The organism is Leptotrichia hongkongensis, assembly GCF_041538065.1.
Classification (GTDB): domain Bacteria; phylum Fusobacteriota; class Fusobacteriia; order Fusobacteriales; family Leptotrichiaceae; genus Leptotrichia; species Leptotrichia hongkongensis.
In genome coordinates this window covers 72,524-94,167 of sequence record NZ_JBGORW010000005.1, presented here as the reverse complement: position 1 = coordinate 94,167, position 21,644 = coordinate 72,524, and the positions used below count along the sequence as shown (strand labels likewise).

Genomic DNA, 21,644 nt, shown 5'->3' with positions numbered 1-21,644 from the left:
CAATTATAAAATCTATGAATCTAAAAAGATTGAAAATTTATAATGTATCTGTTTAATTTTTATTTTTTATTTTAAAATACTCACTTAACACATTTTTTTCAATTTCCTTCAATTTTTGAATATTTTCATCAATTCTTTTATTCCCGATAATATATTGAATCAGTTTTTCATTCTCATCAAAATAGTATCTTTTTTCACTAATTTTTGATTTTTTACTATTGAAAACCTCTCCAACTTTCAGATTGTTTTCTTTATACCAATTCGCATTTATATAATACGGAACATTATATTTTTGAGTTCTATCATAAATAAAATAAACTTTTCCATTTTTTATATAGTATTCAGTTAAACTGTTCCAGCTTTCACTATAATATTCTGTTATAATTTTTTTAATAGTTCCATTTTGAAAATAATATTTTATAGCACCACCATCTGTACTCTTTTCACTATCCTCAATTTCCTTTACTACATAATTTTTTACAGCATTCGTACTTGTATAATCTTTCCTAATCTGAGCAATTTTATTTTCAATATTTGAATCACCAAAAATTATACAGCTAATTAAAATAGCTGATATTATAATTTTTCTAAAAATTTTCATAAATCCCCCTATTTAACTATGATTTTTTTATTCTTTCAATATAATTCTTTCTGACTAACTTATAATTTGTAATAAATGTCTGTAGATGTACATTCTTTTATATCCTGTATATTTTTTACAAAAAGTAAAAGACTAATAATCAATGCATAATTTCAAAATCAACTAATATTGGCAAATGATCTGAAAGCTGTGTTTGTATAACTTCATAACTTTTTACTTTTATTTCCTTTGAACAAAGTACAAAATCAAGTTCCCGCTTTGGATTCCAGCTTGGAAAAGTCGGATCTTTCCTCGTATTCACATTTTTTAAATTGGAAGCCTGTAAAAACATCTCAATTTCCTCTTCTCCCCAGAACACATTAAAATCTCCAGCAACTATAACTGGCTTTCCACAATTTTTTATAATATTGTAAAGCTGCACAATCTGTTTTTGTCTTGTTTTTCCACCAAGTGCCAAATGAACTAGAAATACTACTACATCTTTTGTTTCCACCTCAATAATCAATTTTTTCATTCCAATATCCAGATAATGAAATTCTTCCCGTAAAACAGGTTTTTTAGAAAGTAATGCATTTCCTTGCTTTCTTACCATCGGAAATTTCATATAGTTGGAATCTTCCTCATATTTGTACTGATAAACATTATTATTTCTAGTAATTCTTCCAAGAAGTGTAGCCTGATTTCTGCTATACATTCTAAATGAACCAAGATCAACTTCTACAAGTCCCACAATATCAGGCTTATACTTATTTATAAATTTCCCAATCCGATAAATGTGTTTTACTGAATGCCCTAAATATCCTCGTATATGCTTAAATGGCTGATTCAGATACTTTCCTGTTCCATATCGAATATTATACAAAAGAAATTTCATTTCCTCTCACTTCTCTTTCCCATATTTAAAAAATTGTATTATATTAAAATTACTTTACAACAATTCCAGTTTAAAATAAAAGCAGCAAATTATACGTATCTATAAATACTCCACTACTTTTTACACATTTTTATTTTAATTTATCAAATAATAAACATTTATTTTTTTACTATCCCAACTCCATCTCCAAACGGAAGCAGTACAAAATTATACTCTTCATTCAATTTTTCTATAAACTCTTTAAGCCTTTTTACAATCGTCTTATATCTTTTCGGAATTTCTTTCTTATCTGTTGCAACCAGTCCACGAAACATTAGATTATCAATAAAAATAATTCCATTTTCATTGAGAAGTTCATAACTCATTTCAAAAAACTTCAAATACTGCCCTTTTGAAGCATCAATAAAAATAAAATCATATTTCATATTTTTATTAAGTTTTGGAATTTCCTCCAAAGCATCTCCCAAAATCATCTTATTCTTTTCGAATAATCCAAGTTTCTTGAAATTTTCCACAGCTTTTCCATAACGAATTTCGTCAATTTCCATTGTTGTCAAAAATCCGCTATTTTCATTAGCGATTTGTGCCAAAAATAGCCCTGAATAGCCTGTCGCAGTTCCAATTTCCAAAATATTTTCAGCTTTAATATTTCTAGCTGTAAAAATCATATAATTTAGCACTTCATCTGTAATAATCGGCACATTTTCATCTAAACTTTCGTTTTTTATCTCGTGTATAATTTCATTCTTTATTTTAAATAAATTCTGTGCGTATTTCGATGATTCTATAAAATTTTCTATCATAAATTTTCCTTTTTTCTTTTATTGTATACTAACATCTCTTTAAAATTGAATCTATAAGATTTGAACAGTATACTCATAACTTTTAATTTCAACTTTAAACTTTGCTTTAATCCAAATTATTTTAGATAAATTAGCAATTTATTCCATTTTATAAACCATATATTATATTTTATTTATAAGGAATTTTGACTTCTTTATATTAAGAGTGATTAATAACAAATACTGTATTTACATTATCTGTGTAAAATCCAAAATTTTCATTTCTAACTTTAATTTTTTATATTTTTAATTTTATATTTAGAGCATTTCCCCCATTTTAAAAATAGGCAACATAACTGAAAATACAATAATTCCGATAATTACTCCAATAAAAATTATAGAAAGTGGCTCAAACATTTTCAAGAACCATTTTATCTTTTCACTCACTTTTTCATAATAAATTTCATTTAAATTAAAAAAAGAAATTTTCATTTCTCCAGTCTTTTCCCCAATAGTGAGAAAACTAATATATTCATTATCAAAAAAAGTTGTATTTTTAAAAGATTTTTGGATACTTTCTCCTTTTTCTATTTTCAAAATAATCTTTTTTACTTCTTCATTCAATATATGACTTTTGGAATTCGTACACATTTTTAAAGATTGAATCAATGGAACATTGGCATCTGTCAAAGAATACATATTTCTAGTAAAATTCAATATGCAAATATTTTTATACATTTGCCCAATCATTTTTGTTTTTAAAAAAATTTTTTCAAAATTCTTTTCATTTTTTTCTTTCCAATTCTTTAATCCAAAAATAAAAAAAATTATGGCAATTAAAATAAAGACACTATATTTATCCGTTATTTTACTAATATTTATCACAATTTGCGTAATTTTTGGCAATTCCTGCCCAATGTCAGAATAAATTAGTACAAATTTAGGTACAACAAACTTTAACAATATAAACACAATTACTAATGCTGTAACTATAACTGTTACTGGATAAATGCTCAAATTTTTCACATCTTTTTTTATTTTCTGATTAAACTCGTACTTTTCATACAGATTCTTAAAAACTATTTCCAAATTTCCAGTTTCTTCTCCGATTTTAATCATTTCCATAAATTCCTTATTCATAGTAATCTTTGAAAAAGCCCTATGAAGAGAAACTCCCTTTTCAATTTGCTGTTTTGTACCAATTATCTTACTTTTCAAATCTCCACTATAATTCTGTGCAACAATTCCAAGTGTATCAATTAGTGAAATTTTACCATTTAATAAATAATATACACTTTTAGTAAATGATAACAATTCTTTTTCATTAATTCCACTTTTATTATTTTTTACAATATTTATCATTTTAATTAATCCCCCCTTGATTAATTACAAATCAATCATTATTTTTTACTGTTTTCCAACGCAATTTTTCCCAATGCAATCGATCCGATAAATCCAGCTTCATCCCCAAGCCCTGGATAAACAACATAATCTTCAATTTTTTCTAAAATTTCCTCTTTTTGAACATAACCGTTTAAAAATTCCAGTACATATTTTCTAATTAATGGGAACAGTTGCTGCTGTTTCATAACTCCTCCACCCATAATTATTTTTTGTGGCGATAAAATTAAAGTGTAATTCACAACAGCCTGAGCCAAGTAATATGCTTCCATGTCCCAAACTTCATCTCTATCGGCAAGTTCAAATCCTTTTTTACCCCATCTATCTTCTATTGCAGGACCTGCTGCCATTCCTTCCATACAGTCCTTATGAAAAGGGCATCTTCCTTCAAATTTATCATCTTTATGTCTTTTCAAAAATATGTGTCCCATTTCAGGGTGAGTCAAACCTTGAAGCATTTTCCCATCAACAACCGCTCCAGCCCCAATTCCAGTTCCAACAGTAATATACATAACATTTTTCAGATTTTTCCCAGCACCCCACCAGCTTTCTGCAAGTGCTGCTCCGTTCACATCTGTATCAAATTCCATTGGAACATCATAATGTTTTTTCAATTCTCCAATTAAATTGTAATCACTCCAGTGAGGTTTTGGAGTTTTTGTAATATATCCGTAAGTTTTAGAGCCTTTTACAGGATCAATCGGCCCAAAGCTCCCAACTCCCATCACATCAAATTCCTTGTCTTTAAAATATTCAATAACTTGTGCCATTGTTTCTTCAGGAGTTGTAGTTGGAATATTTATTCTATCAATAATTTTACCATCTTCAGTTCCCAATCCACATATAAATTTTGTTCCCCCAGCTTCAACTGCTGCAATAATTGCCATAATTTCACTTCCTTTTCTTTTTAAATTCTTATTTGTATTTTTATTTTATTATTTTATAACATCTTTAAATCAAATGACATTTCATTTTTATATATTTTTTAATATATTGTCATTATCCTTGTAAAATTCTATTATTTCATCTTGCGTTGCAGTAGCCGTTCCTATTTTTGCCACTACAATTCCAGATGCCATATTCGCAATTACCCCAGCCTCATATAAATCCGCTCCAGCACATATTGAAAGTAAAAATGTCGATATAAAGGTGTCCCCAGCCCCTGTAACATCATAAACTTCCCTTGCTACAGTCGGTATCCTCTTATGTTTTGTTCTAAATAACGAAACTCCCTCTTCACTTCGAGTAAGCACAACGCTGTCCAGCTTTAAATCCTCCTTTAACTGAGCCATTTTTTGAGCAATTTCTTCCTCGCTCGTAAATTTTTTCATTCCAAAATAATCTAAAATTTCTTTTCTGTTTGGAGTCATTGAAGTTGCTCCAATATAATTTTTAAAGTTTTGCGGCTTTGGATCAACCATTACTTTTTTATTATGTTTCTTTGCTATCTCGATTACTTTTTCTGATAAATATTTTGTAAGAAGTCCCTTATTATAGTCAGAAATCAGTACTGCATCAATATTTTCAATATTTTTTTCAAAATTTTCCAAAAGTTGATTTTGAATATCTTCTGAAATATCAGTATCTTTTTCCCAGTCTAATCTAAGTAACTGTTGACCTTGTGACAAAACTCTACTTTTAATAATTGTTGGACGTGTTTCATCCTTCACAATTCCAGCAGGATTAACGTTTTTATCTTCAAGTTCCTTTATAAATTTTTCTCCATTTGCATCATTACCAATTACTCCGTAAACAAAAACTTTTGCTTCAAGCGAAGTCAAGTTATTTGCTACATTTGAAGCTCCTCCTAAAACAAATCTTTCCTCTTCAATATTTACAATCGGAACAGGTGCCTCCGGAGAAATCCTGTTAACTTTCCCAATTAGGTACTCATCCAGCATCATATCACCAATTACAGCAATTCTAACACTGTTAAATTTTTTTATTATTTCTTCAAGCCTTTGAATTGAAATCATCTTTTTCCTTTCCTTAATTCAAATTCATTAATTTAAAATTTTCAATTATATTTTTAATTTTAAATCTTTATTTAGTATTATACTACATATTTTGGAAATTTGCAGTATAATTTGTAAAGTTTTTCATTTGAACTGAAAAAAATTTAAAATGATTATTTTTTTATTGAGTTTTATCTTGAATCACTGCTTCAATTTCAATGTAAATATCCCGCATTTCCCTATTAGTACGTCGATACTTAAACAATGGACCAATTATAGGAATTTTTGATAACACTGGCACTCTTCTTATCGTTTCTTTGCTCACATCCTGCTTTAATCCTCCAATGAAAGTCGATCCACCATTATTCAACGTAATTGTTGTTTTAGTCTGATTCTTCTGTTTAGCTCCAGAAGATGCGTTATAGCTTGAAGTTAGCTTAAAATTGCTTATTTCCGTATCAATTTTGAGCAATATTTTCTTTATTCCGTTAATTTTTCTAATTTCAGGATTTATTCTAAAGACTATACCAGCTTCAGAAAAAATTGGCTCTACATATTCTGTATCTTTCTTTGTAGTCTTTTTTTCTCCAACAAGCACTTCCTCTGTAACCTTTAATTCTCCTTCCTCATTTTCCATAATCATAAGTGTCGGCATGGCCTCAATCCGTATATCTCCATTTTCCTTCAGCAAATTAAAATCTATTCCTAAAAATCGTCCTCCTTTTGAAAAAATTGACGCAATCGAAACTTCTCCATTCAAAAATTTTGCTACTAGATTATCCTTAGTCGCATTAGAATTATTACTATTTATGCTCCAGTCGATTCCAAGCCGCTCAAATAAATTTGAACTTGTATCAATTATAGTTCCCTTTATTATAATCTGCTCCTTTTCCTTATCTAGCGACTTTATGATCCTTTTCATCTCCTCAACTTTACTCTCATCTCCACTAAAAATTACTTTATTATCAATTCCAATAACTTCAAATCCAAAAAATCCATTAAGTGCCTCGATAATATCCTTTACATTTCTGTATTCCAAATCAACTTCTCCAGTTTTCTTTTTAACTTCCTTTACAGTCTGCTGTACATTATTCTGATTCTGTCCCTGATTCTTATTTTCTTCTTTTTTAGTTACAGAATTATTATTTTTATTATCCTGCTTATTACTATTTTTCCTCTTATTATCACTATTTTCCTTTTTTTCAGCCTGCACTTTCTTCGGAACTTCATAAATAAATATTTTTTTAGCATTTTCCACATCACTCTTATTTACATAATCAGCCGTTTTTGCTCCAAAAACATTACTCAAAGCAATCCAAAAAGCAAAAAAGCAAACAATTAACAATCTGTAACTTCTCTTTTTTTTCAAAATTCTAATCCCCACTTTCAAATATGTGATTTATGCAATTTTCCCTTTATTTTCAGCATTAATTTTCTTTTCATCCGTAACTTTCTCTATAAAGCCAAGCGAAATTTTAAATCCATCGCTCGTGAGTTCCATAAACATTTTGGAAGTATCAATATATTTTCTGCTTTTATTCACAAAATAAATAAACTTCCCAAAATCATTAAGACTTCCATACATTGTAAAATGAATATATTTAAGTCTGTATCCATTACGTTCCCACACATTTTCCGACTTTGAGATTTCTTTCATTTTAAGCCCGCTGTCATGCGAAAACACATAAATCATCTTTTTAAATTCAGATTCATTTTTTATTGACAAAAACGACAATCTTTGAGTCAATGCCAATATTTGATTGTATTCTCCCATAATTCTTTCACGTTCTGACTTTTTCTCCTCCACTACATCTAGAATCTTACTTTCCAGATTCCTTTTATTCTCAATCAAAATCTTTCTATTATTCAAAACCTCTTTATATTTCCCATACTTTTTGTTAATACTTATCAGCATAAAAACAACCCCAGCCACAAGTATCAATATCTTCAAATTTAATTTTATCATCTTATTTCTTCCTATATATCTTTATTCTATTAAAAAGTTTAATTACGCACTAAAACTTAAAAATTTCTGACTATTTGGCTTAAACTATTTAATACTTATAAATTTAAAATGGTTCAAGTACATACTCAAAAACCGTTGCAGTATCATTATCCTTCAAATACCCCAATTCAGAGCTTGGATATTTTCTCAAAATATTATTCTCAAATTTTTCAAAATTACTAAAATTCTCCATTTCCCCCTGCACAGTCCACTTTGTATTCTCATAATTAATTTTCGTATAACCAATACCATTTTTACTATTTTCAACCAAAAATTTTATAACCGAATAATATTCTCTCCTTTTTATCCCTTCATCAATTTCACGAAGTGTGGCAAGCTCCTTTGAATAATCTGGAATTTCCTCAGCCTTCTTATTTAGATAATCCTTTTCCAGCGATTTTATCTCCTTCTGAATAATCTCATTTTCAACAGTCTTTTTCTGAAGCGGAATTGAATTATAGATCCAAAAATACGCAATGATACAAATTCCAGCAATAACAACATCAGAAAATTTTATATTTTTTACGCTCTCTTTATCAAAAATTGCTGTTTTATTCACAAAATCAGGACTATCCGAAAGTTCAGCCCCTGTAAATATAACTTTTACATCATTTTCTCCACTTCCAACAACTATCATATCTCCAAAATCAAAGTTTTCAACATCATCCACATCCTCAGTTTTCAACTCAATTTTTTCTATTTCAGCAATTTTCTCATCCACAATTAAAATTCTAAGGCTATTTTCTTCCCCAATCTGCAAAATCTCTATCCTATCACTTTTATTCCCTGACTTTACACCATTATCAAAAATTTTTTGATTATCGCTACTCTCTTCATTTATATCAATTTCCTCTATTTCACCCAAATTCCTATTGATATCTAATTTTTCAATAACTCCTGTTTCCTGAATACCTTCAAAATTTCCTATTATATTCTGAAAATTTTCTTCATTTTTCAAAAAATTATTTTCATTTTCAAAATTTTCATTCTGATTTATTTCAAAATTTCCGTCCCTATAGTAATTATAAACAGCGTCAAAATCTATTTTCAGCTCCGAAATTACCACAGAATATTTTTTCAGGCAATTTTTTACTTTATTAATCTCCCTTTTATCCAAATAAATATCTAAAAATTGATTTTCCAAATGATTTATAACCAATTTTCTATTCACAAAATTAATTTTTTTCTTAAAAATTTCCGAAATATCTTCCAAATTTACAGACTTTTTCTCTAACTTTTCAACATTATTTTCTTTTTTATCAGATTTTTCCACATTTTCTCCAAAATTACTAAATAAAAAATATGAAAAATGTAAAATTACAATCGCTTTCGTATTTTTTTCAATCTGATTTTCCTCAAAAAACGATTCTAAAGCCATTTCAAGCTCCTGATTTTCAAAAAAATATATTTCTTCGTTAAAATATATATAAATCTTATTTTTACTTCTTATATATATTTTTATTTTTTCTCCCATCACTCCCCCTTTAATCTTTTATCTTATTTCTAAGTATTCCATTTGGGACAGTTCTATAAAAAACCTGATTCCACAACTCTCATTTCCACTTCCAGCGAACTTAATCTCCTAAACCCTACCTTTTCCTGAAACAATATCTCTTCATCCAAAATTTTTCTTGCAAAAACAACTTTCAATTCACTATAAACCTTATTTTCTGCAAGTGGTAATGAATATTCATTATCATTGCTGTCCCTTATTGACTTAACCTTGTAATTCCCAATACTTTCAGTATCTTTTGCTAAAAAAATCAAATTTTTTATCTCAACAACTTGCCCATCTTTTTTTAAAACACTATCAAAATATCGCTCTCTCCTATCTAACGAAACTGTATTACCATCAAATAAAATCCCTTTATTCAAAATTCGTTCTACATTCTGATTTTCCTTCTGTATCAAAAAATTCTTCTCAACTTTAGTTTCCTTTTGGCTTTTCAAAAACACCATTTCCTTTTTCTGTCGCACATAGTAAGCAAAATTAATTGAAAATGCTGAAATTATTGACAAAATTACTAAAACATAAACAAGGCTAGCTCCCTCATTTCTTTTTTCTATATTCTTATTTTTTCCCCCAAGTTTTATATTTTTCAATAACCTAAAATATCTATTTCTCATTATCCAAAACCTCAATTTAAATTCTCACAGCCCTAACACTATTATTTTTATTACTATTTAATCTAATAACGAATAATTCTCCCACTTTCTCAAACTTTGCCTCACGAAATTTTCCAACTTCTGCTCTACTTCCAAATTTTTTCAAATTTTCCGCATCAGAAATATACAATTTTCCTTTATCAAATTCAATTTTGTAAAATAGCTCATTCAATTTAAAAACTATTTGATTTTCTTTAACAAAAATGTTATTATTCTCTCCTTCATAAGAAAATCCTTGAATATCTCTATTCTTTATATCCAAAACAATTTTATCCATCGAAAAATACATTTTCTCATACATTTTCTGATTATCCTTCTTTGCCTTTTCCACAATAACCACACGTTTTAAGAACGCAGAAATTACGAATACAAGAACAGAAAATATAAACATACTTATTAATATTTCGACTAATAAATATCCTTCTCTTTTTTTCATTTATTTTCCTCCTGCAAACTAATTTTTTAACTGCTTTCATCAATATTTGGAAAATAATAATCCTTTATTTTATCAATATTTATTTCAAAAATATATTCTTTCTGTCCAAACTCATTCATAAAATACCCATCCGCCTTCTTTATTTCTAAATTTATTTTATCTTCCTGAAACTTTCCCTTTTTATCTAGTTTTTGTTCCAATTTTTTCAAAAATTGATATTTTTTCTCAATTGCAAATCTATTATAAAAATCATCTACTTTTGAAATCTCATATTTTCCGATAAAATTTACAATTTCATCATATTTTTTTGCCTTTAATATTTCAACCATATTTTCAATGTTTACATTTTTTTCATTTAAATTATCAACTTTAATATCCGTTTTAAATGTCTGTAAAAATAAATTTGCAACTGGTACAATGATAACTGTTACAAAAAACATCGAAATTAAACTCTCAATTAACGTTTCTCCCTTATTCCTTCTCATTTTTTCCCCAACTTTTATTTTCCAAAAATTTCAAAAATAACATAACTTATGATTATAAATGGTGCAAATGGAATATATTCATACTTTTTCCACTTTTTCAAAAATAAAAATAAAAAAGCAACTATTCCAGAAAAAATATACAAAATCATATAAAAATTTATAATCTTCTCCACTCCAAAATATCCCAAAATACCACCAATTCCCATCATCAGTTTCACATCTCCAAAGCCTATCAACGTTTTTCCAAAATAATCTTCTAAAATATAAAGTACTATCATTGGCATTGAATAAGCACAAATTCCCAGATAATAACCTTCTAAATTAATATTTTGAATTGCTGATATCAATCCTAATGCAAGTAAAATAACAAAACTTTCTTCAGGAATAATCCTTTTTTTCAAATCAATCCAGATAATTCTAAAAAAAATACAATATTTCACAATTTCAAGCACAATATCCATTATTTCCTAATTTCTTCCCCTGCAAAAGCCTTACTTCCTGCAGATACTTTGGCAAAAACTTCTCCATTCTGATAAACTACATTTCCTTCAATATTTCCAATCTTAAATTTCCCGTTGTTATCAAGCCCAATTCCAAGTTTATTTAGATTTCCATGCTCTGTTAAAATATCCTGTAAATTCTTAGGTGCATCTCCACCATGATCAATGCTCCAAGAAGTTGTCGTATTATTAAGTTCCGCAACTGCTCCAATTACCTTGCTTCTATTAGCCTTATTTAAATATTTCCCAACTTGTGGTACTGCAATTGCCGATATTATCGTAATAATCGCCACTACCAGTATCACCTCTACAAGCGTAAACCCTTTTTCTCTATCCCTTAATTCTTTGAGCTTCTCCCTTCTTTTCATTTTTTCAATTTTACTCTTTTCTTTTTTTAAAACCTTATCCACGATTAACCACCTCTTTTTATTAATTTTTATTTAATAATTTATACTATATTTTTAAATAAAAGTCAATATATAAATTAAATTATTTTAAAAATTAATTAATTTTTTTTAAATTTTAGTTTTTACAAAAAAAAAGACTGTACCTAGAATTCATTTTCTAAGCCAGCCTTTTTCACGCTTTTCTTATTTTTAAAATTTTAATTTTTTTATATTTTCAAAACAAAGTTTTTCTAAAAGAAAAAGTATTTATTAATCTATTAAATCTGATAAATTTTCAACATTTTCAATATTAATAACTTCAATTTCTTTATTAATTTTCTTAATTAGTCCTGCCAATACTTTTCCAGGTCCGATTTCATAAATTTTTGTAACTCCATTTTCAGCCAGTTTATTTATTGTGTCTACCCATTTTACTGGTCCGAATGTTTGACTGTACAGTTCATTTTGAATTTCATCAGCAGAATTTAAAATATTTGCTGTGGTATTCGCAATAATCGGAGTCGCTGGATTATTCCAAGTGTAGTTTTCAAATTCTTTTTTCAAAATTTCTGCAACAGGTTTCATTAATGATGAATGAAAAGGTCCTGAAACTGCTAGAGGCAATGCTCTTCTTGCTCCTTTTTCCTTAAACAGTTCAAGATTTTTTTCAATTACTTCTTTCTCTCCAGCAATAACTGTCTGTTTTGGCTCATTATAGTTTACTGCCTCCACAATTCCATCAATTTCACCACATATATTTTCCACATTTTCTGCACTAAGTCCCAATATTGCAGCCATTCCACCATCAATATTGGCACTGCTCATTATTTCCCCTCTTTTTGAAATCAATTTTAATGTATCGATTTCATTTAAAACTCCAGCCGCATATAAGGAACTGTATTCTCCCAAACTATGTCCAGCCACAAAATCAGCATTTATACCTTTTTCTTTCAATAATTTTGTTAAAACAACTGAAAATAGTGCAATTGCAGGCTGTGCATATTTTGTATTTTTTAGCTCCTCATCTGTTCCCTCAAAAATAACTCTTTTCACATCTTCATTGTTTTTAAAAATCTCATCAATTAATTTTTTATTATCATCGTTCACTTCATCATACAACTTTTTTCCCATCCCAGCATACTGAGTCCCTTGTCCTGGGAATACAAAAGCAATTTTTGACATAAAGTTCTCCTCTTATTTTCATATTTTTTATAATAAAATTATTCATTTTAATTTTATTTAAACCTTAAAATTCACTAATTTATTATTTTAATTTTGAAAAAATTCAAATGATTTTAAATAAATATTCATTGTATTTATTTTTTTACTTCTTCTGCATCCACTATTTCTTCATTTTTTGATTCTTTAACATCTTTGCTGCTAAATTTAGTTAGTTTATTTTTATCAGTAATTTCTTTTATACCAAGTCCAAAGACAAGTAGTCCTAAAATTAATGGAACTATAAATAATGGCAAGTCTTCCCATACATATTGAGTAACATATAAATATATTCCTACAATCAAGAAAATCCAACCATGTTTTTTCTTCTTAATAAGAAAATAACCTCCCACAAGAATCATTACAACCTGATAGTTTACAATATATTTCATAATATCCTCAGGTATAAATTTAAACAAACTTAAAACAATTATTACCAATCCCCAAAATATTTTTGAATTCATAATTTTCCTCCTATAATTTTTTATTTTTATTCATTTCTAAAAAAGTCCATAAAATCACATCAATTAATTTTTTAATCTTATCTTTCCGTATTATTCTAACTTTGACTACAAAAAAACTTAATTTCTAATTATTTTACAACTATTTTGAAATTTCTACCAAAATCGAACCATAAGTCAGTCCACCACCAAATCCAGTAGCAACAAACTTATCACCCTTCTTAAGTTTTCCTTCCTTTATTGCCTCATCAAGTGCTATCGGAATTGATCCAGCCGAAGTATTTCCATATTTATCCAAATTTACAAAAAATTTATCAAGTGGTTGCTTAAATCTTTTTGCAATTGACTCAATAATTCTGATATTTGCCTGATGTGGAATAAATAAATCAACATCATCAGCAGTTATTCCAGCCTGAGTCAATACATCTTCTACAGTTTCTGGGAAAACCCTTACTGCAAATTTAAAAATTTCTCTTCCATTCATTTTCAGATAAATATCCTTATTATCAATCTTTTCTTTAGATACAGGCTCTTTAGTACCTCCTGCAGGCACTAATAATTCACATGCTCCAGAACCGTCAGCTACAAGATGACTCGCTAAGTATCCTCCAGTTTCTACTTCTCCAAGTACAACAGCTCCTGCACCATCTCCAAATAGAATACAAGTTCCCCTGTCAGTCCAGTCAACTACTCTTGACATTGCTTCTGCTCCAATAACCAATACTTTCTTATAAATCCCAGCTTTAACAAAACTATGTCCAGCAGAGTAAGCGTAAACAAACCCCGTACAAGCTGCACTCAAGTCAAATGCTGCTGCATTTATTCCCAATTTATCCTGAACAAGTGCGGCAGTTGATGGAGTTCCATAATCAGATGTCATAGTTGCAACAATAATTAAGTCAATTTCATTTTTATCAATTCCTGCATCCTCAATTGCTTTTTGTGCAGCCCTAAATGCTAAATCTGATGTTCCTTCATTCTCATCTATAATTCTTCTTTCCCTGATACCGGTTCTAACTGTTATCCACTCATCATTTGTATCCACAATCTTTCCCAAATCATCGTTTGTCATTATCTTTTCAGGTACATAAGATCCTGTTCCTAAAATTCCAACTTTCATATCTCACCTCAGATTTTATTTTTTCTCTATCTTTTTTATTTCTTTATAATTTTATACCAATTCTCAGTTTAAAAATTATCTACTAAAGTCTATCATAATTCTATTAAAAATACAACTAAAAACATTCAAATTGAAAAATAATAAAATCAAAAAAAAAGCAAGACATAAATCCTGCTTCAACAAACTATTCAGCATCAGCTGCTTCGTTACCTGCTAACACTTGTCTACCTCTGTAAACTCCTGTTTCTAAGTTTAATCTGTGTGGTCTTCTTATTGATCCATCAGCTTCTACAACAATGTTTGGAGCTTTGATAGAATCATGTGATCTTCTCATATTTCTTTTTGCTTTAGAAGTTCTTTTCTTAGGTACTGCCATTATTTATCGACTCCTTTCTAATTTTTATATCATTAATATTTTAATTTAATATTGTAAAAATAATTATAAAAAATCATAATTTTTTCACATTTATACAAACTATTATAATAAATATAAAGCCATTTGTCAAGGCTTTAATCTATTTTTTCCATTTATTCACAAGATTTTTTATTTTTTTTCTAACTTTTATTGAATTTCTGTTACTTTAATTTTTCAAAAATTTATTTTTGATTCTCTTCAGATAATGTATTAACTTTTTCTTGCTTATTTTTTTCAATAATAATTTGATATTTTTTTTCAGTATCGAATTCAATATTTTTTATCTTTTCAGAAATTTCATCTGTCATTGTTTCATTCCCAACAACTAAAACAACAAAGTTCTCATTATTATTTGCATCTATCAATTTCCCAATTTTAACTTCACTAATATTATTTGAAAAATTTTTATATAAAATATTTTCAACAGTTTTTAAATCATTTTCCAAAATTTCTTGATTTTTATTTTCAATCGGTAATGAAACATCTTCAGCATTTTCTTTTATTTTTTCTTCGTTCAGATATTTTGATAAGTCCTGTGCTGTTAAATACTTTTCATTGGATAACTGCTGTATTTTTAATTTATAGTTTTTCAATTTATATTTTTCCAGTTTTTTTTCTAATTTCTCAATATCCTGTTTTTTAAAGGCATCTCCTACAATTTTTAAAGTAACAGTTTTATCTTTTTTATTAATAGAATTATCAAAAACATAATGATTTTTTAATTCCCCTGAAATAAATTTTTTTAATGAATTTTCTCTCGCTGTATCTTGAACTAAAGTTGTTGCTGTATATATACTTGGAATAATTATGATTAAACTTACTATATAAAATATTATTTGTTTTTTTATTGAAATTTTATTTCTTGCTTCAAAAATATTTCCAGAATAAACTATCAAACCAACTAATGTTGCTATCATTATAAAAAATACATTTATTATAAACAAATATCCTGCTCCAAGAAAAATTTTCGGATTCCCATGAGCAATCCCAAATCCTACTACACACAAAGGAGGCATTAATGCTGTTGCAATAGCTACTCCAGGAACTACATTTCCACCATCTTCTTCAGTTTTTGCAATTACTCCTGCAGTTCCACCAAAAATTGCGATTAAAACATCCCATAAAGTAGGATAAGTTCTTGCTAGTATCTGTGGTGTTGCATCATTTATAGGGCTTACTAAAAAATAAAAAGTGGAACTTACTACACTTATTAATATAAAAATTCCCAATCTAAAAAGTGATACATAAACTCTTTTTAAATTTCCATTTGATAATCCCAATCCTAGCGACTGAATTGGCGACATTAGTGGCGAAATCAACATTGCTCCAATAATTACTGCAACAGAATTTGTATTTAATCCTACTGAAGCTATAATCATTGCACAAACCAGAATAAACATTGTTTCCTTTGTAAAATCAGAATCTTCAATAATATTTCTTTTTAAAATCTTGTATTTCTCATGTTTTATTTTTTCTATCATTTTACTATATCTCCTTTATATTTTTATAAATTAGTAACTTATTTAATTTCTATTTCAAAAAATTTAATCATCTTCATAAACAGGCTCAATATGAATCAAAAGTCTTTTTATATTTTTATATTTGTGTTTAATTTTTTTTGAAATTTTATTTGTAATATCATGTGCTTCTTCAATCGTCTTATTTTTATCCATTCGTACATCTACAAACATATAAATGTCTTTTCCAGAAGTAGTCATGCGAAAATCGTGCGCATTTTCAATTTCTTCAAATTGTAATATTTCTGAACGAATTTTTTCAATCAGGGCATCATCTTGTGAATCCAGCAATATCAAAGAATTTTCCTTTATCAGTTCATAACCGCTCTTTATAATATAAAGTGATACAATAAATCCTACCACTGTATCAAATACAGGATGAATCTTTGATAGAGTAAGCCCAATCAAAACAGAAGTTGATATTACAATATCTGTCTTGTAATCTTCAAGAAGTGAATTTATCAAAGCATTATTATATTTTTTTGCTTTTTTTTGCATAAAAACCAATTGAAAAATTTTTATCAGTATTGCTAGAACGGTTATAATTATTGGAATAAATGTGGTATTTACATTATTTTCGCTGTTAAAGGAAATTAATTTTGAAAAATTATCTTTTATAAGCTCAAAAGCTGTTATCATTATAAATGTACCAATTATTACACTAAAAACAGACTCTATCTTTCCATGCCCAAATGGATGCTCCTTATCTTCAGGATTGCTTCCAACCTTTAATCCCACTATAACCAATACATTGGTAATCAAGTCAGAAAGTGAATTTAATCCATCAGAAAGCAACGACATACTGTAAAAAATTTTTCCAGCTATAATTTTTAATAAAGCCAAAACAATATTTATACAAATAGCAAACTTGGAAATAAATAACATATTTTTTTTCTGTCTTTTAGTTTCTGCCAGATTATTCAATATATATCCATCTTCTGTTTTTACAAATCGCTGTTTTTCAAGAAAATTGTTCATTTTTTTATGATTAGTCATGATTAGTGAGTCAAAATTTTTATTTGTAAGCCAATTAATTATATATTTTAAAAAAAATGTTCCATATCCGTTATTTCTCAATTTTGGCAAAATAAATATTTTTTTGAGTTCTGCGATATCATTCAAAGCTATAATTGCATAACCATACAATTCTTCATCGTTATATAAAAAAAATATATCCTCCTTTTCCTTGTCAAAAGAAAATTTCTGATCTATCTCTAATAAATCTATTAAAACTTTACTGATAGTCTCATTTTTATCCCATTCGACTACCTTCATTATGAAACCTCCATTCATAGCAAAAGAAACTATAACTTAAAAGAACTTTTATTAAAACACTCTCAACTTTTTAAAATTAAGCTAAATAAATCTAATTTTAAAATATTATTGTAATTATCTAAATAAAAAGTCATACATCAAATTCTCGAAAATATTTTACCGTCTGTTTCTTAATCCAAAAGCTCAAAAACAGCTACCCTATAAACCTAGAGAAACTAACTTAGTGCTGCTTCGTTCCCGACCTGACACGTTTCGCTAACTCTCTACAATACAGGACTATTTTCTCAACACTTTTGAAATAAGGCGTTGACACTAAAACTTTCCTCAAATTTGACATCACCTCTACTAAAGCGGGTTGTAGATACAGGGCACCGCTAACTCCCCGGCTAGTATGACTAAATCAGTATATCATTTTTCTTAAATATTGTCAATGTTATAAAATTTCTTTTTAAGTTTGTACAAATAACTTCCCATTTTTTATAAACATATTTTTTACCTTAATTTTTTTCTTACCGTCTGGCTCATATTTATAAACCGGGTTTGTTTCTAAATAATTTGCTATTAATGACTTCATTGATCTTGCGACAGGCGTCGAAACCATATCTTTCCCATTTTTATCCAGTATTTTCTCCACTTGCATATCCACTAGATAAAGTTGGCTTGTTTTTTCATCAAACTTGATTTCGCTATTTATTTCAATAACTCCTTCTGACCTATCTGCCAAAAGTGAGGCATCGTAATCTGTCACAACATAAATTCTGTTATCCTTAAATGAAATCTTAGGATTTTTTACAGTAATTTTCCCTACCAAAAAATTTTTTGTAATTGGAAATTTTTCCTTAGCCTTTGATTCAATTATTGAATTTGGCACACGAAGCGTCTTATTTTCCAAAAAATCGCAGGAAATTACTCCAAACATCATTATCAACATTAATAATGCCGTTTTTAAAAATGAATTTTTACTTTTCATAACCAATCTTTTTCTCCTTTTCTTTGTTACAATTTACTTGAACTTATAGTAAAACTAGTTTAAAACAGAACTCAAAAGTTACAACTATTTTACCCAAACCTTAAATTATATAATTTCTAGCAGTTCAATTTTAAATGGTTCGAGTATATTTTAAAATAATTTTCAAGTATTTGCTTGACCTAATAATACAAAATATTATTTATTATTTCATATTTTTAAAATTAGTTTTATCTTTTATTACGAAATTTTACTTCAAATATTTTTTCAAAAATTTTGCTGTATGTGATTTTCGAGATTTTATTATTTCCTCTGGAGTCCCTTGTGCAATAATTTGTCCGCCTTTATGCCCTCCTTCAGGACCTATATCTATTATATAGTCAGCATATTTTATAACATCAAGGTTATGTTCAATTACAAGCACTGTGTTCCCTTTTTCTACAAGTCGATTTAATACTTCCAGCAGTTTTCTAATATCTTCAAAATGAAGTCCTGTTGTAGGCTCGTCAAGTACGTAAATTGTGTTACCACGTGAAATTTTAGAAAGTTCTGTGGCAAGTTTTATTCTTTGAGCTTCTCCTCCAGAAAGGGTAGTTGCAGGCTGTCCCAGTTGTATATAATTCATTCCTACATCAATTAATGTCTGCAATTTTCTCTCAAGAGTTGGAATATTCTTAAAAAATTCGTATGCTTCCTCAACTGTCATATCTAACACATCCGAAATACTTTTTCCTTTATAATGTACTTCCAATGTTTCTCTATTATAACGTTTTCCCTTACAAACTTCACATTCCACATAAACATCTGGCAAGAAATTCATCTCAATTTTATTAATTCCAGCACCACCACAGGCTTCACATCGTCCACCTTTTACATTGAACGAAAATCTTCCTTTACTGTATCCTCTTACTTTCGCATCATTTGTCTGAGCGAATAAATCTCTTATATCATCGAATATTTTCGTATAAGTTGCAGTATTTGAACGAGGAGTTCTTCCAATTGGCGATTGATTTATGTCAATTACCTTTTCTAAATGCTCAAGTCCTTCTATTCCGCCATTTTCCAGCGGGTATAATTTACCTTTATTCAGTCTATTGTGAAGTTCTGGATAAAGTGTCTGATTTATCAATGTAGATTTTCCACTTCCAGAAACTCCTGTAACTACAGTAAATACTTCTAGTGGAATGTGTACTGTAACATTTTTCAGATTATTTCCCTTCGCATTTTTCAAAACAATTTCTTTAGTGGCCTTTCTTCTCTTTTCAGGTACTTCTATTTTTATTTTTCCATTCAAATATTGTGCAGTCAATGATTTTTTATTTTTCATAACTTGTTTCGGAGTACCTTCTGCAACGACTTCTCCACCATTAATTCCAGCTCCTGGCCCTATATCAATCAGATAATCAGCTTCCCTCATTGTATCCTCATCATGCTCAACGACAATCAGGCTATTTCCAATATCACGTAAATCCTTCAAAGTTGCAAGCAATTTATCGTTATCTCTCTGATGAAGTCCAATACTAGGCTCATCCAGCACATAAATAACACCTGTAAGCCTGCTTCCAATCTGAGTTGCCAGCCTTATTCTCTGCGATTCCCCACCAGATAGGGTTTTTGTCATTCTGGAAAGGCTCAAATAGTCAAGTCCTACATTTATCATAAATTTTAGCCGCTCTTTTATCTCTTTCAATATTTCAGCTGCAATTTGCATCTGCTTTTCAGTAAGTGTAATATTTTCATAAAATTTCAGTGCATCAACAACACTTACTTCTGTCAGGTCAATAATGTTCTTATCATTTATAGTTATCGCTAGAACAACGTCTTTCAGCCTTTTCCCTTTACAAGTTTTACAAGTCTTTTCCGTCATATATTTTGCTTCCATTTCTTCCTTTGCCGATTCCGAAGCAGTTTCTCTATATCGACGTTCAATACCATTCACAATTCCTTCAAATTCTCTATTTCCATTATAACTAAAACTATCCCCGCTCCAAGAAAACTTAAACTTCTTATTACTTCCATAAAAAATTATATCCTTCTCTTTTCGAGTCAATTCAGACACCTTTTTATCCAAGTCGATTTTATGTGCTTTTGCCATTGCTGTGAATAAATCCCAGTTCCACCCCTTTTTCGTAGTCGCTCCTGGAAAAACAATTCCACCTTCATTAATCGATAAATTTTTATCTACAATCAATTTGTTCTCATCCACTTCCAGTCTTGAGCCAAGCCCATTACAAACTTCACAAGCCCCATAAGGTGCATTAAACGAAAACAGTCTTGGCACAACATCTGGAAAAATCACATCAGGGTGATTTGGGCAGGAAAAATTTTCACTATACTTGTTGTCTTCTCCATTCACATTTGCAATAATTTTCCCATTGGAAAGCTCACTCGCTGTTTCAATAGCTTCTGTAATTCTACTCAAAAATTCCTTGTCATCTTTTTTTACAACAAGTCTATCTACAACAACTTCAATATTATGTCTTTTATTCTTATCTAAGTCAATTGTGTCATTCAAGTCCAAAATATCTCCATTTACCCGAACTCTCTGAAATCCTTTTTTCTGCAAATTCAAGAACAAATTTTTATGAGTCCCCTTTTTATCAATAACAACAGGCGATAACACTATCAATTTGTCCTTTTCATTTCGACCATTCACAAGATTATCCACAATTTCCTGAATCGACTGCTTTTCCACCTTTTGATGGCAAATTGGACAATGTGCCTCTCCAATGTGTGCCCATAAAAGCCTCATATAATCATAAATTTCCGTAGTTGTCCCAACAGTCGAACGTGGATTCTTAGAAACACTTTTCTGCTCAATCGAAATCGCAGGCGAAAGCCCCTCAATGCTATCCAATTCAGGCTTCTGCATTTGCCCAATAAACATTCTCGCATAAGCCGACAAACTCTCCACATACCTTCTTTGCCCTTCCGAATAAATCGTATCAAACGCAAGTGAAGATTTCCCGCTCCCCGAAACTCCTGTAATTACCACAAGCTCATTCTTAGGAATCTCAATATCAATATTCTTCAAATTATGTTCCCTTGCTCCAATAATCTTTATTTTGTTGTCTTTCATT

22 protein-coding genes and 1 other RNA gene are annotated in these 21,644 nt (G+C 28.8%); all 23 read right to left on the bottom strand.

Features of this window, described 5'->3' with window-relative positions; genetic code table 11:
• Positions 1-52: 52 nt before the first annotated feature.
• Positions 53-601, bottom strand: coding sequence for a hypothetical protein (locus ACEG17_RS05125; RefSeq protein ID WP_372582827.1), 549 nt, complete (start codon positions 599-601; stop codon positions 53-55).
• A 139-nt stretch (positions 602-740) separates the two neighbouring features.
• Positions 741-1,475, bottom strand: coding sequence for an endonuclease/exonuclease/phosphatase family protein (locus ACEG17_RS05120; protein ID WP_372582826.1), 735 nt, complete (start codon positions 1,473-1,475; stop codon positions 741-743).
• A gap of 158 nt (positions 1,476-1,633) precedes the next feature.
• Complete coding sequence (locus ACEG17_RS05115; RefSeq protein ID WP_372582825.1) at positions 1,634-2,278, bottom strand: O-methyltransferase; 645 nt, start codon at positions 2,276-2,278, stop codon at positions 1,634-1,636.
• Between the two features lie 297 nt (positions 2,279-2,575).
• Positions 2,576-3,619: a type II secretion system F family protein gene (locus tag ACEG17_RS05110; RefSeq protein ID WP_372582824.1), complete on the bottom strand. Its 1,044-nt coding sequence runs from the start codon at positions 3,617-3,619 to the stop codon at positions 2,576-2,578.
• A 38-nt stretch (positions 3,620-3,657) separates the two neighbouring features.
• On the bottom strand, positions 3,658-4,545 hold the full coding sequence (locus ACEG17_RS05105; protein ID WP_372582823.1) for an ROK family protein: 888 nt from the start codon (positions 4,543-4,545) through the stop codon (positions 3,658-3,660).
• An 87-nt stretch (positions 4,546-4,632) separates the two neighbouring features.
• Positions 4,633-5,634 (bottom strand): D-glycero-beta-D-manno-heptose-7-phosphate kinase, encoded by a 1,002-nt coding sequence (rfaE1, locus tag ACEG17_RS05100; RefSeq protein WP_372582822.1) that lies wholly within the window; start codon positions 5,632-5,634, stop codon positions 4,633-4,635.
• 160 nt (positions 5,635-5,794) lie between these two features.
• Complete coding sequence (locus ACEG17_RS05095; protein WP_372582821.1) at positions 5,795-6,982, bottom strand: type II secretion system protein GspD; 1,188 nt, start codon at positions 6,980-6,982, stop codon at positions 5,795-5,797.
• Between the two features lie 30 nt (positions 6,983-7,012).
• Entirely contained in the window at positions 7,013-7,579 is a 567-nt protein-coding gene (locus ACEG17_RS05090; protein ID WP_372582820.1) for a hypothetical protein, read from the bottom strand.
• A gap of 103 nt (positions 7,580-7,682) precedes the next feature.
• On the bottom strand, positions 7,683-9,092 hold the full coding sequence (locus ACEG17_RS05085; protein ID WP_372582819.1) for a PilN family protein: 1,410 nt from the start codon (positions 9,090-9,092) through the stop codon (positions 7,683-7,685).
• Positions 9,093-9,145: 53 nt separating this feature from the next.
• Complete coding sequence (locus ACEG17_RS05080; protein WP_372582818.1) at positions 9,146-9,745, bottom strand: hypothetical protein; 600 nt, start codon at positions 9,743-9,745, stop codon at positions 9,146-9,148.
• Positions 9,746-9,761: 16 nt separating this feature from the next.
• The gene (locus ACEG17_RS05075) at positions 9,762-10,220 is read right to left on the bottom strand and encodes a prepilin-type N-terminal cleavage/methylation domain-containing protein (protein WP_299572672.1); all 459 of its coding nucleotides are present in this window, start codon (positions 10,218-10,220) and stop codon (positions 9,762-9,764) included.
• Positions 10,221-10,246: 26 nt separating this feature from the next.
• Positions 10,247-10,705 carry a type IV pilus modification PilV family protein gene (locus ACEG17_RS05070; protein WP_006803433.1) on the bottom strand — a complete coding sequence of 153 codons (459 nt, stop codon included), beginning with the start codon at positions 10,703-10,705 and terminating at the stop codon, positions 10,247-10,249.
• Between the two features lie 14 nt (positions 10,706-10,719).
• On the bottom strand, positions 10,720-11,166 hold the full coding sequence (locus tag ACEG17_RS05065; RefSeq protein ID WP_299572679.1) for a prepilin peptidase: 447 nt from the start codon (positions 11,164-11,166) through the stop codon (positions 10,720-10,722).
• On the bottom strand, positions 11,166-11,615 hold the full coding sequence (locus ACEG17_RS05060; RefSeq protein ID WP_372582817.1) for a type II secretion system protein: 450 nt from the start codon (positions 11,613-11,615) through the stop codon (positions 11,166-11,168). Before ACEG17_RS05060 ends, ACEG17_RS05065 begins: the two co-directional genes overlap by 1 nt.
• Before the next feature lie 246 nt (positions 11,616-11,861).
• Positions 11,862-12,773 (bottom strand): ACP S-malonyltransferase, encoded by a 912-nt coding sequence (gene fabD / locus ACEG17_RS05055; protein ID WP_372582816.1) that lies wholly within the window; start codon positions 12,771-12,773, stop codon positions 11,862-11,864.
• A gap of 134 nt (positions 12,774-12,907) precedes the next feature.
• Positions 12,908-13,273, bottom strand: coding sequence for a hypothetical protein (locus ACEG17_RS05050; RefSeq protein ID WP_372582815.1), 366 nt, complete (start codon positions 13,271-13,273; stop codon positions 12,908-12,910).
• 139 nt (positions 13,274-13,412) lie between these two features.
• Complete coding sequence (locus ACEG17_RS05045) at positions 13,413-14,390, bottom strand: beta-ketoacyl-ACP synthase III (protein ID WP_299570578.1); 978 nt, start codon at positions 14,388-14,390, stop codon at positions 13,413-13,415.
• A gap of 184 nt (positions 14,391-14,574) precedes the next feature.
• The gene (gene rpmF / locus ACEG17_RS05040; protein ID WP_021745125.1) at positions 14,575-14,766 is read right to left on the bottom strand and encodes a 50S ribosomal protein L32; all 192 of its coding nucleotides are present in this window, start codon (positions 14,764-14,766) and stop codon (positions 14,575-14,577) included.
• Positions 14,767-14,987: 221 nt separating this feature from the next.
• Positions 14,988-16,286 carry a DUF389 domain-containing protein gene (locus tag ACEG17_RS05035; protein ID WP_372582814.1) on the bottom strand — a complete coding sequence of 433 codons (1,299 nt, stop codon included), beginning with the start codon at positions 16,284-16,286 and terminating at the stop codon, positions 14,988-14,990.
• Between the two features lie 63 nt (positions 16,287-16,349).
• Positions 16,350-17,597: a GNAT family N-acetyltransferase gene (locus tag ACEG17_RS05030; RefSeq protein WP_147005135.1), complete on the bottom strand. Its 1,248-nt coding sequence runs from the start codon at positions 17,595-17,597 to the stop codon at positions 16,350-16,352.
• Between the two features lie 130 nt (positions 17,598-17,727).
• An RNA gene (ffs, locus tag ACEG17_RS05025) (signal recognition particle sRNA large type) lies at positions 17,728-17,992 on the bottom strand.
• Positions 17,993-18,045: 53 nt separating this feature from the next.
• A complete protein-coding gene (locus ACEG17_RS05020; protein ID WP_299570724.1) occupies positions 18,046-18,567 on the bottom strand; it encodes a DUF1439 domain-containing protein in 522 nt (173 codons plus the stop codon).
• A 247-nt stretch (positions 18,568-18,814) separates the two neighbouring features.
• The gene (gene uvrA / locus ACEG17_RS05015) at positions 18,815-21,643 is read right to left on the bottom strand and encodes an excinuclease ABC subunit UvrA (RefSeq protein ID WP_372582813.1); all 2,829 of its coding nucleotides are present in this window, start codon (positions 21,641-21,643) and stop codon (positions 18,815-18,817) included.
• Between the last annotated feature and the right edge of the window lies 1 nt (position 21,644).

What these genes read in the sequence shown, in the direction of transcription:
- ACEG17_RS05125 (WP_372582827.1), bottom strand. Translation starts at nt 601, where the DNA reads ATGAAAATTTTTAGAAAAATTATAATATCAGCTATTTTAATTAGCTGT.
- ACEG17_RS05120 (WP_372582826.1), bottom strand. Translation starts at nt 1,475, where the DNA reads ATGAAATTTCTTTTGTATAATATTCGATATGGAACAGGAAAGTATCTG.
- ACEG17_RS05115 (WP_372582825.1), bottom strand. Translation starts at nt 2,278, where the DNA reads ATGATAGAAAATTTTATAGAATCATCGAAATACGCACAGAATTTATTT.
- ACEG17_RS05110 (WP_372582824.1), bottom strand. Translation starts at nt 3,619, where the DNA reads ATGATAAATATTGTAAAAAATAATAAAAGTGGAATTAATGAAAAAGAA.
- ACEG17_RS05105 (WP_372582823.1), bottom strand. Translation starts at nt 4,545, where the DNA reads ATGGCAATTATTGCAGCAGTTGAAGCTGGGGGAACAAAATTTATATGT.
- rfaE1 (WP_372582822.1), bottom strand. Translation starts at nt 5,634, where the DNA reads ATGATTTCAATTCAAAGGCTTGAAGAAATAATAAAAAAATTTAACAGT.
- ACEG17_RS05090 (WP_372582820.1), bottom strand. Translation starts at nt 7,579, where the DNA reads ATGATAAAATTAAATTTGAAGATATTGATACTTGTGGCTGGGGTTGTT.
- ACEG17_RS05085 (WP_372582819.1), bottom strand. Translation starts at nt 9,092, where the DNA reads ATGGGAGAAAAAATAAAAATATATATAAGAAGTAAAAATAAGATTTAT.
- ACEG17_RS05080 (WP_372582818.1), bottom strand. Translation starts at nt 9,745, where the DNA reads ATGAGAAATAGATATTTTAGGTTATTGAAAAATATAAAACTTGGGGGA.
- ACEG17_RS05075 (WP_299572672.1), bottom strand. Translation starts at nt 10,220, where the DNA reads ATGAAAAAAAGAGAAGGATATTTATTAGTCGAAATATTAATAAGTATG.
- ACEG17_RS05070 (WP_006803433.1), bottom strand. Translation starts at nt 10,705, where the DNA reads ATGAGAAGGAATAAGGGAGAAACGTTAATTGAGAGTTTAATTTCGATG.
- ACEG17_RS05065 (WP_299572679.1), bottom strand. Translation starts at nt 11,166, where the DNA reads ATGGATATTGTGCTTGAAATTGTGAAATATTGTATTTTTTTTAGAATT.
- fabD (WP_372582816.1), bottom strand. Translation starts at nt 12,773, where the DNA reads ATGTCAAAAATTGCTTTTGTATTCCCAGGACAAGGGACTCAGTATGCT.
- ACEG17_RS05050 (WP_372582815.1), bottom strand. Translation starts at nt 13,273, where the DNA reads ATGAATTCAAAAATATTTTGGGGATTGGTAATAATTGTTTTAAGTTTG.
- ACEG17_RS05045 (WP_299570578.1), bottom strand. Translation starts at nt 14,390, where the DNA reads ATGAAAGTTGGAATTTTAGGAACAGGATCTTATGTACCTGAAAAGATA.
- rpmF (WP_021745125.1), bottom strand. Translation starts at nt 14,766, where the DNA reads ATGGCAGTACCTAAGAAAAGAACTTCTAAAGCAAAAAGAAATATGAGA.
- ACEG17_RS05035 (WP_372582814.1), bottom strand. Translation starts at nt 16,286, where the DNA reads ATGATAGAAAAAATAAAACATGAGAAATACAAGATTTTAAAAAGAAAT.
- ACEG17_RS05030 (WP_147005135.1), bottom strand. Translation starts at nt 17,597, where the DNA reads ATGAAGGTAGTCGAATGGGATAAAAATGAGACTATCAGTAAAGTTTTA.
- ACEG17_RS05020 (WP_299570724.1), bottom strand. Translation starts at nt 18,567, where the DNA reads ATGAAAAGTAAAAATTCATTTTTAAAAACGGCATTATTAATGTTGATA.
- uvrA (WP_372582813.1), bottom strand. Translation starts at nt 21,643, where the DNA reads ATGAAAGACAACAAAATAAAGATTATTGGAGCAAGGGAACATAATTTG.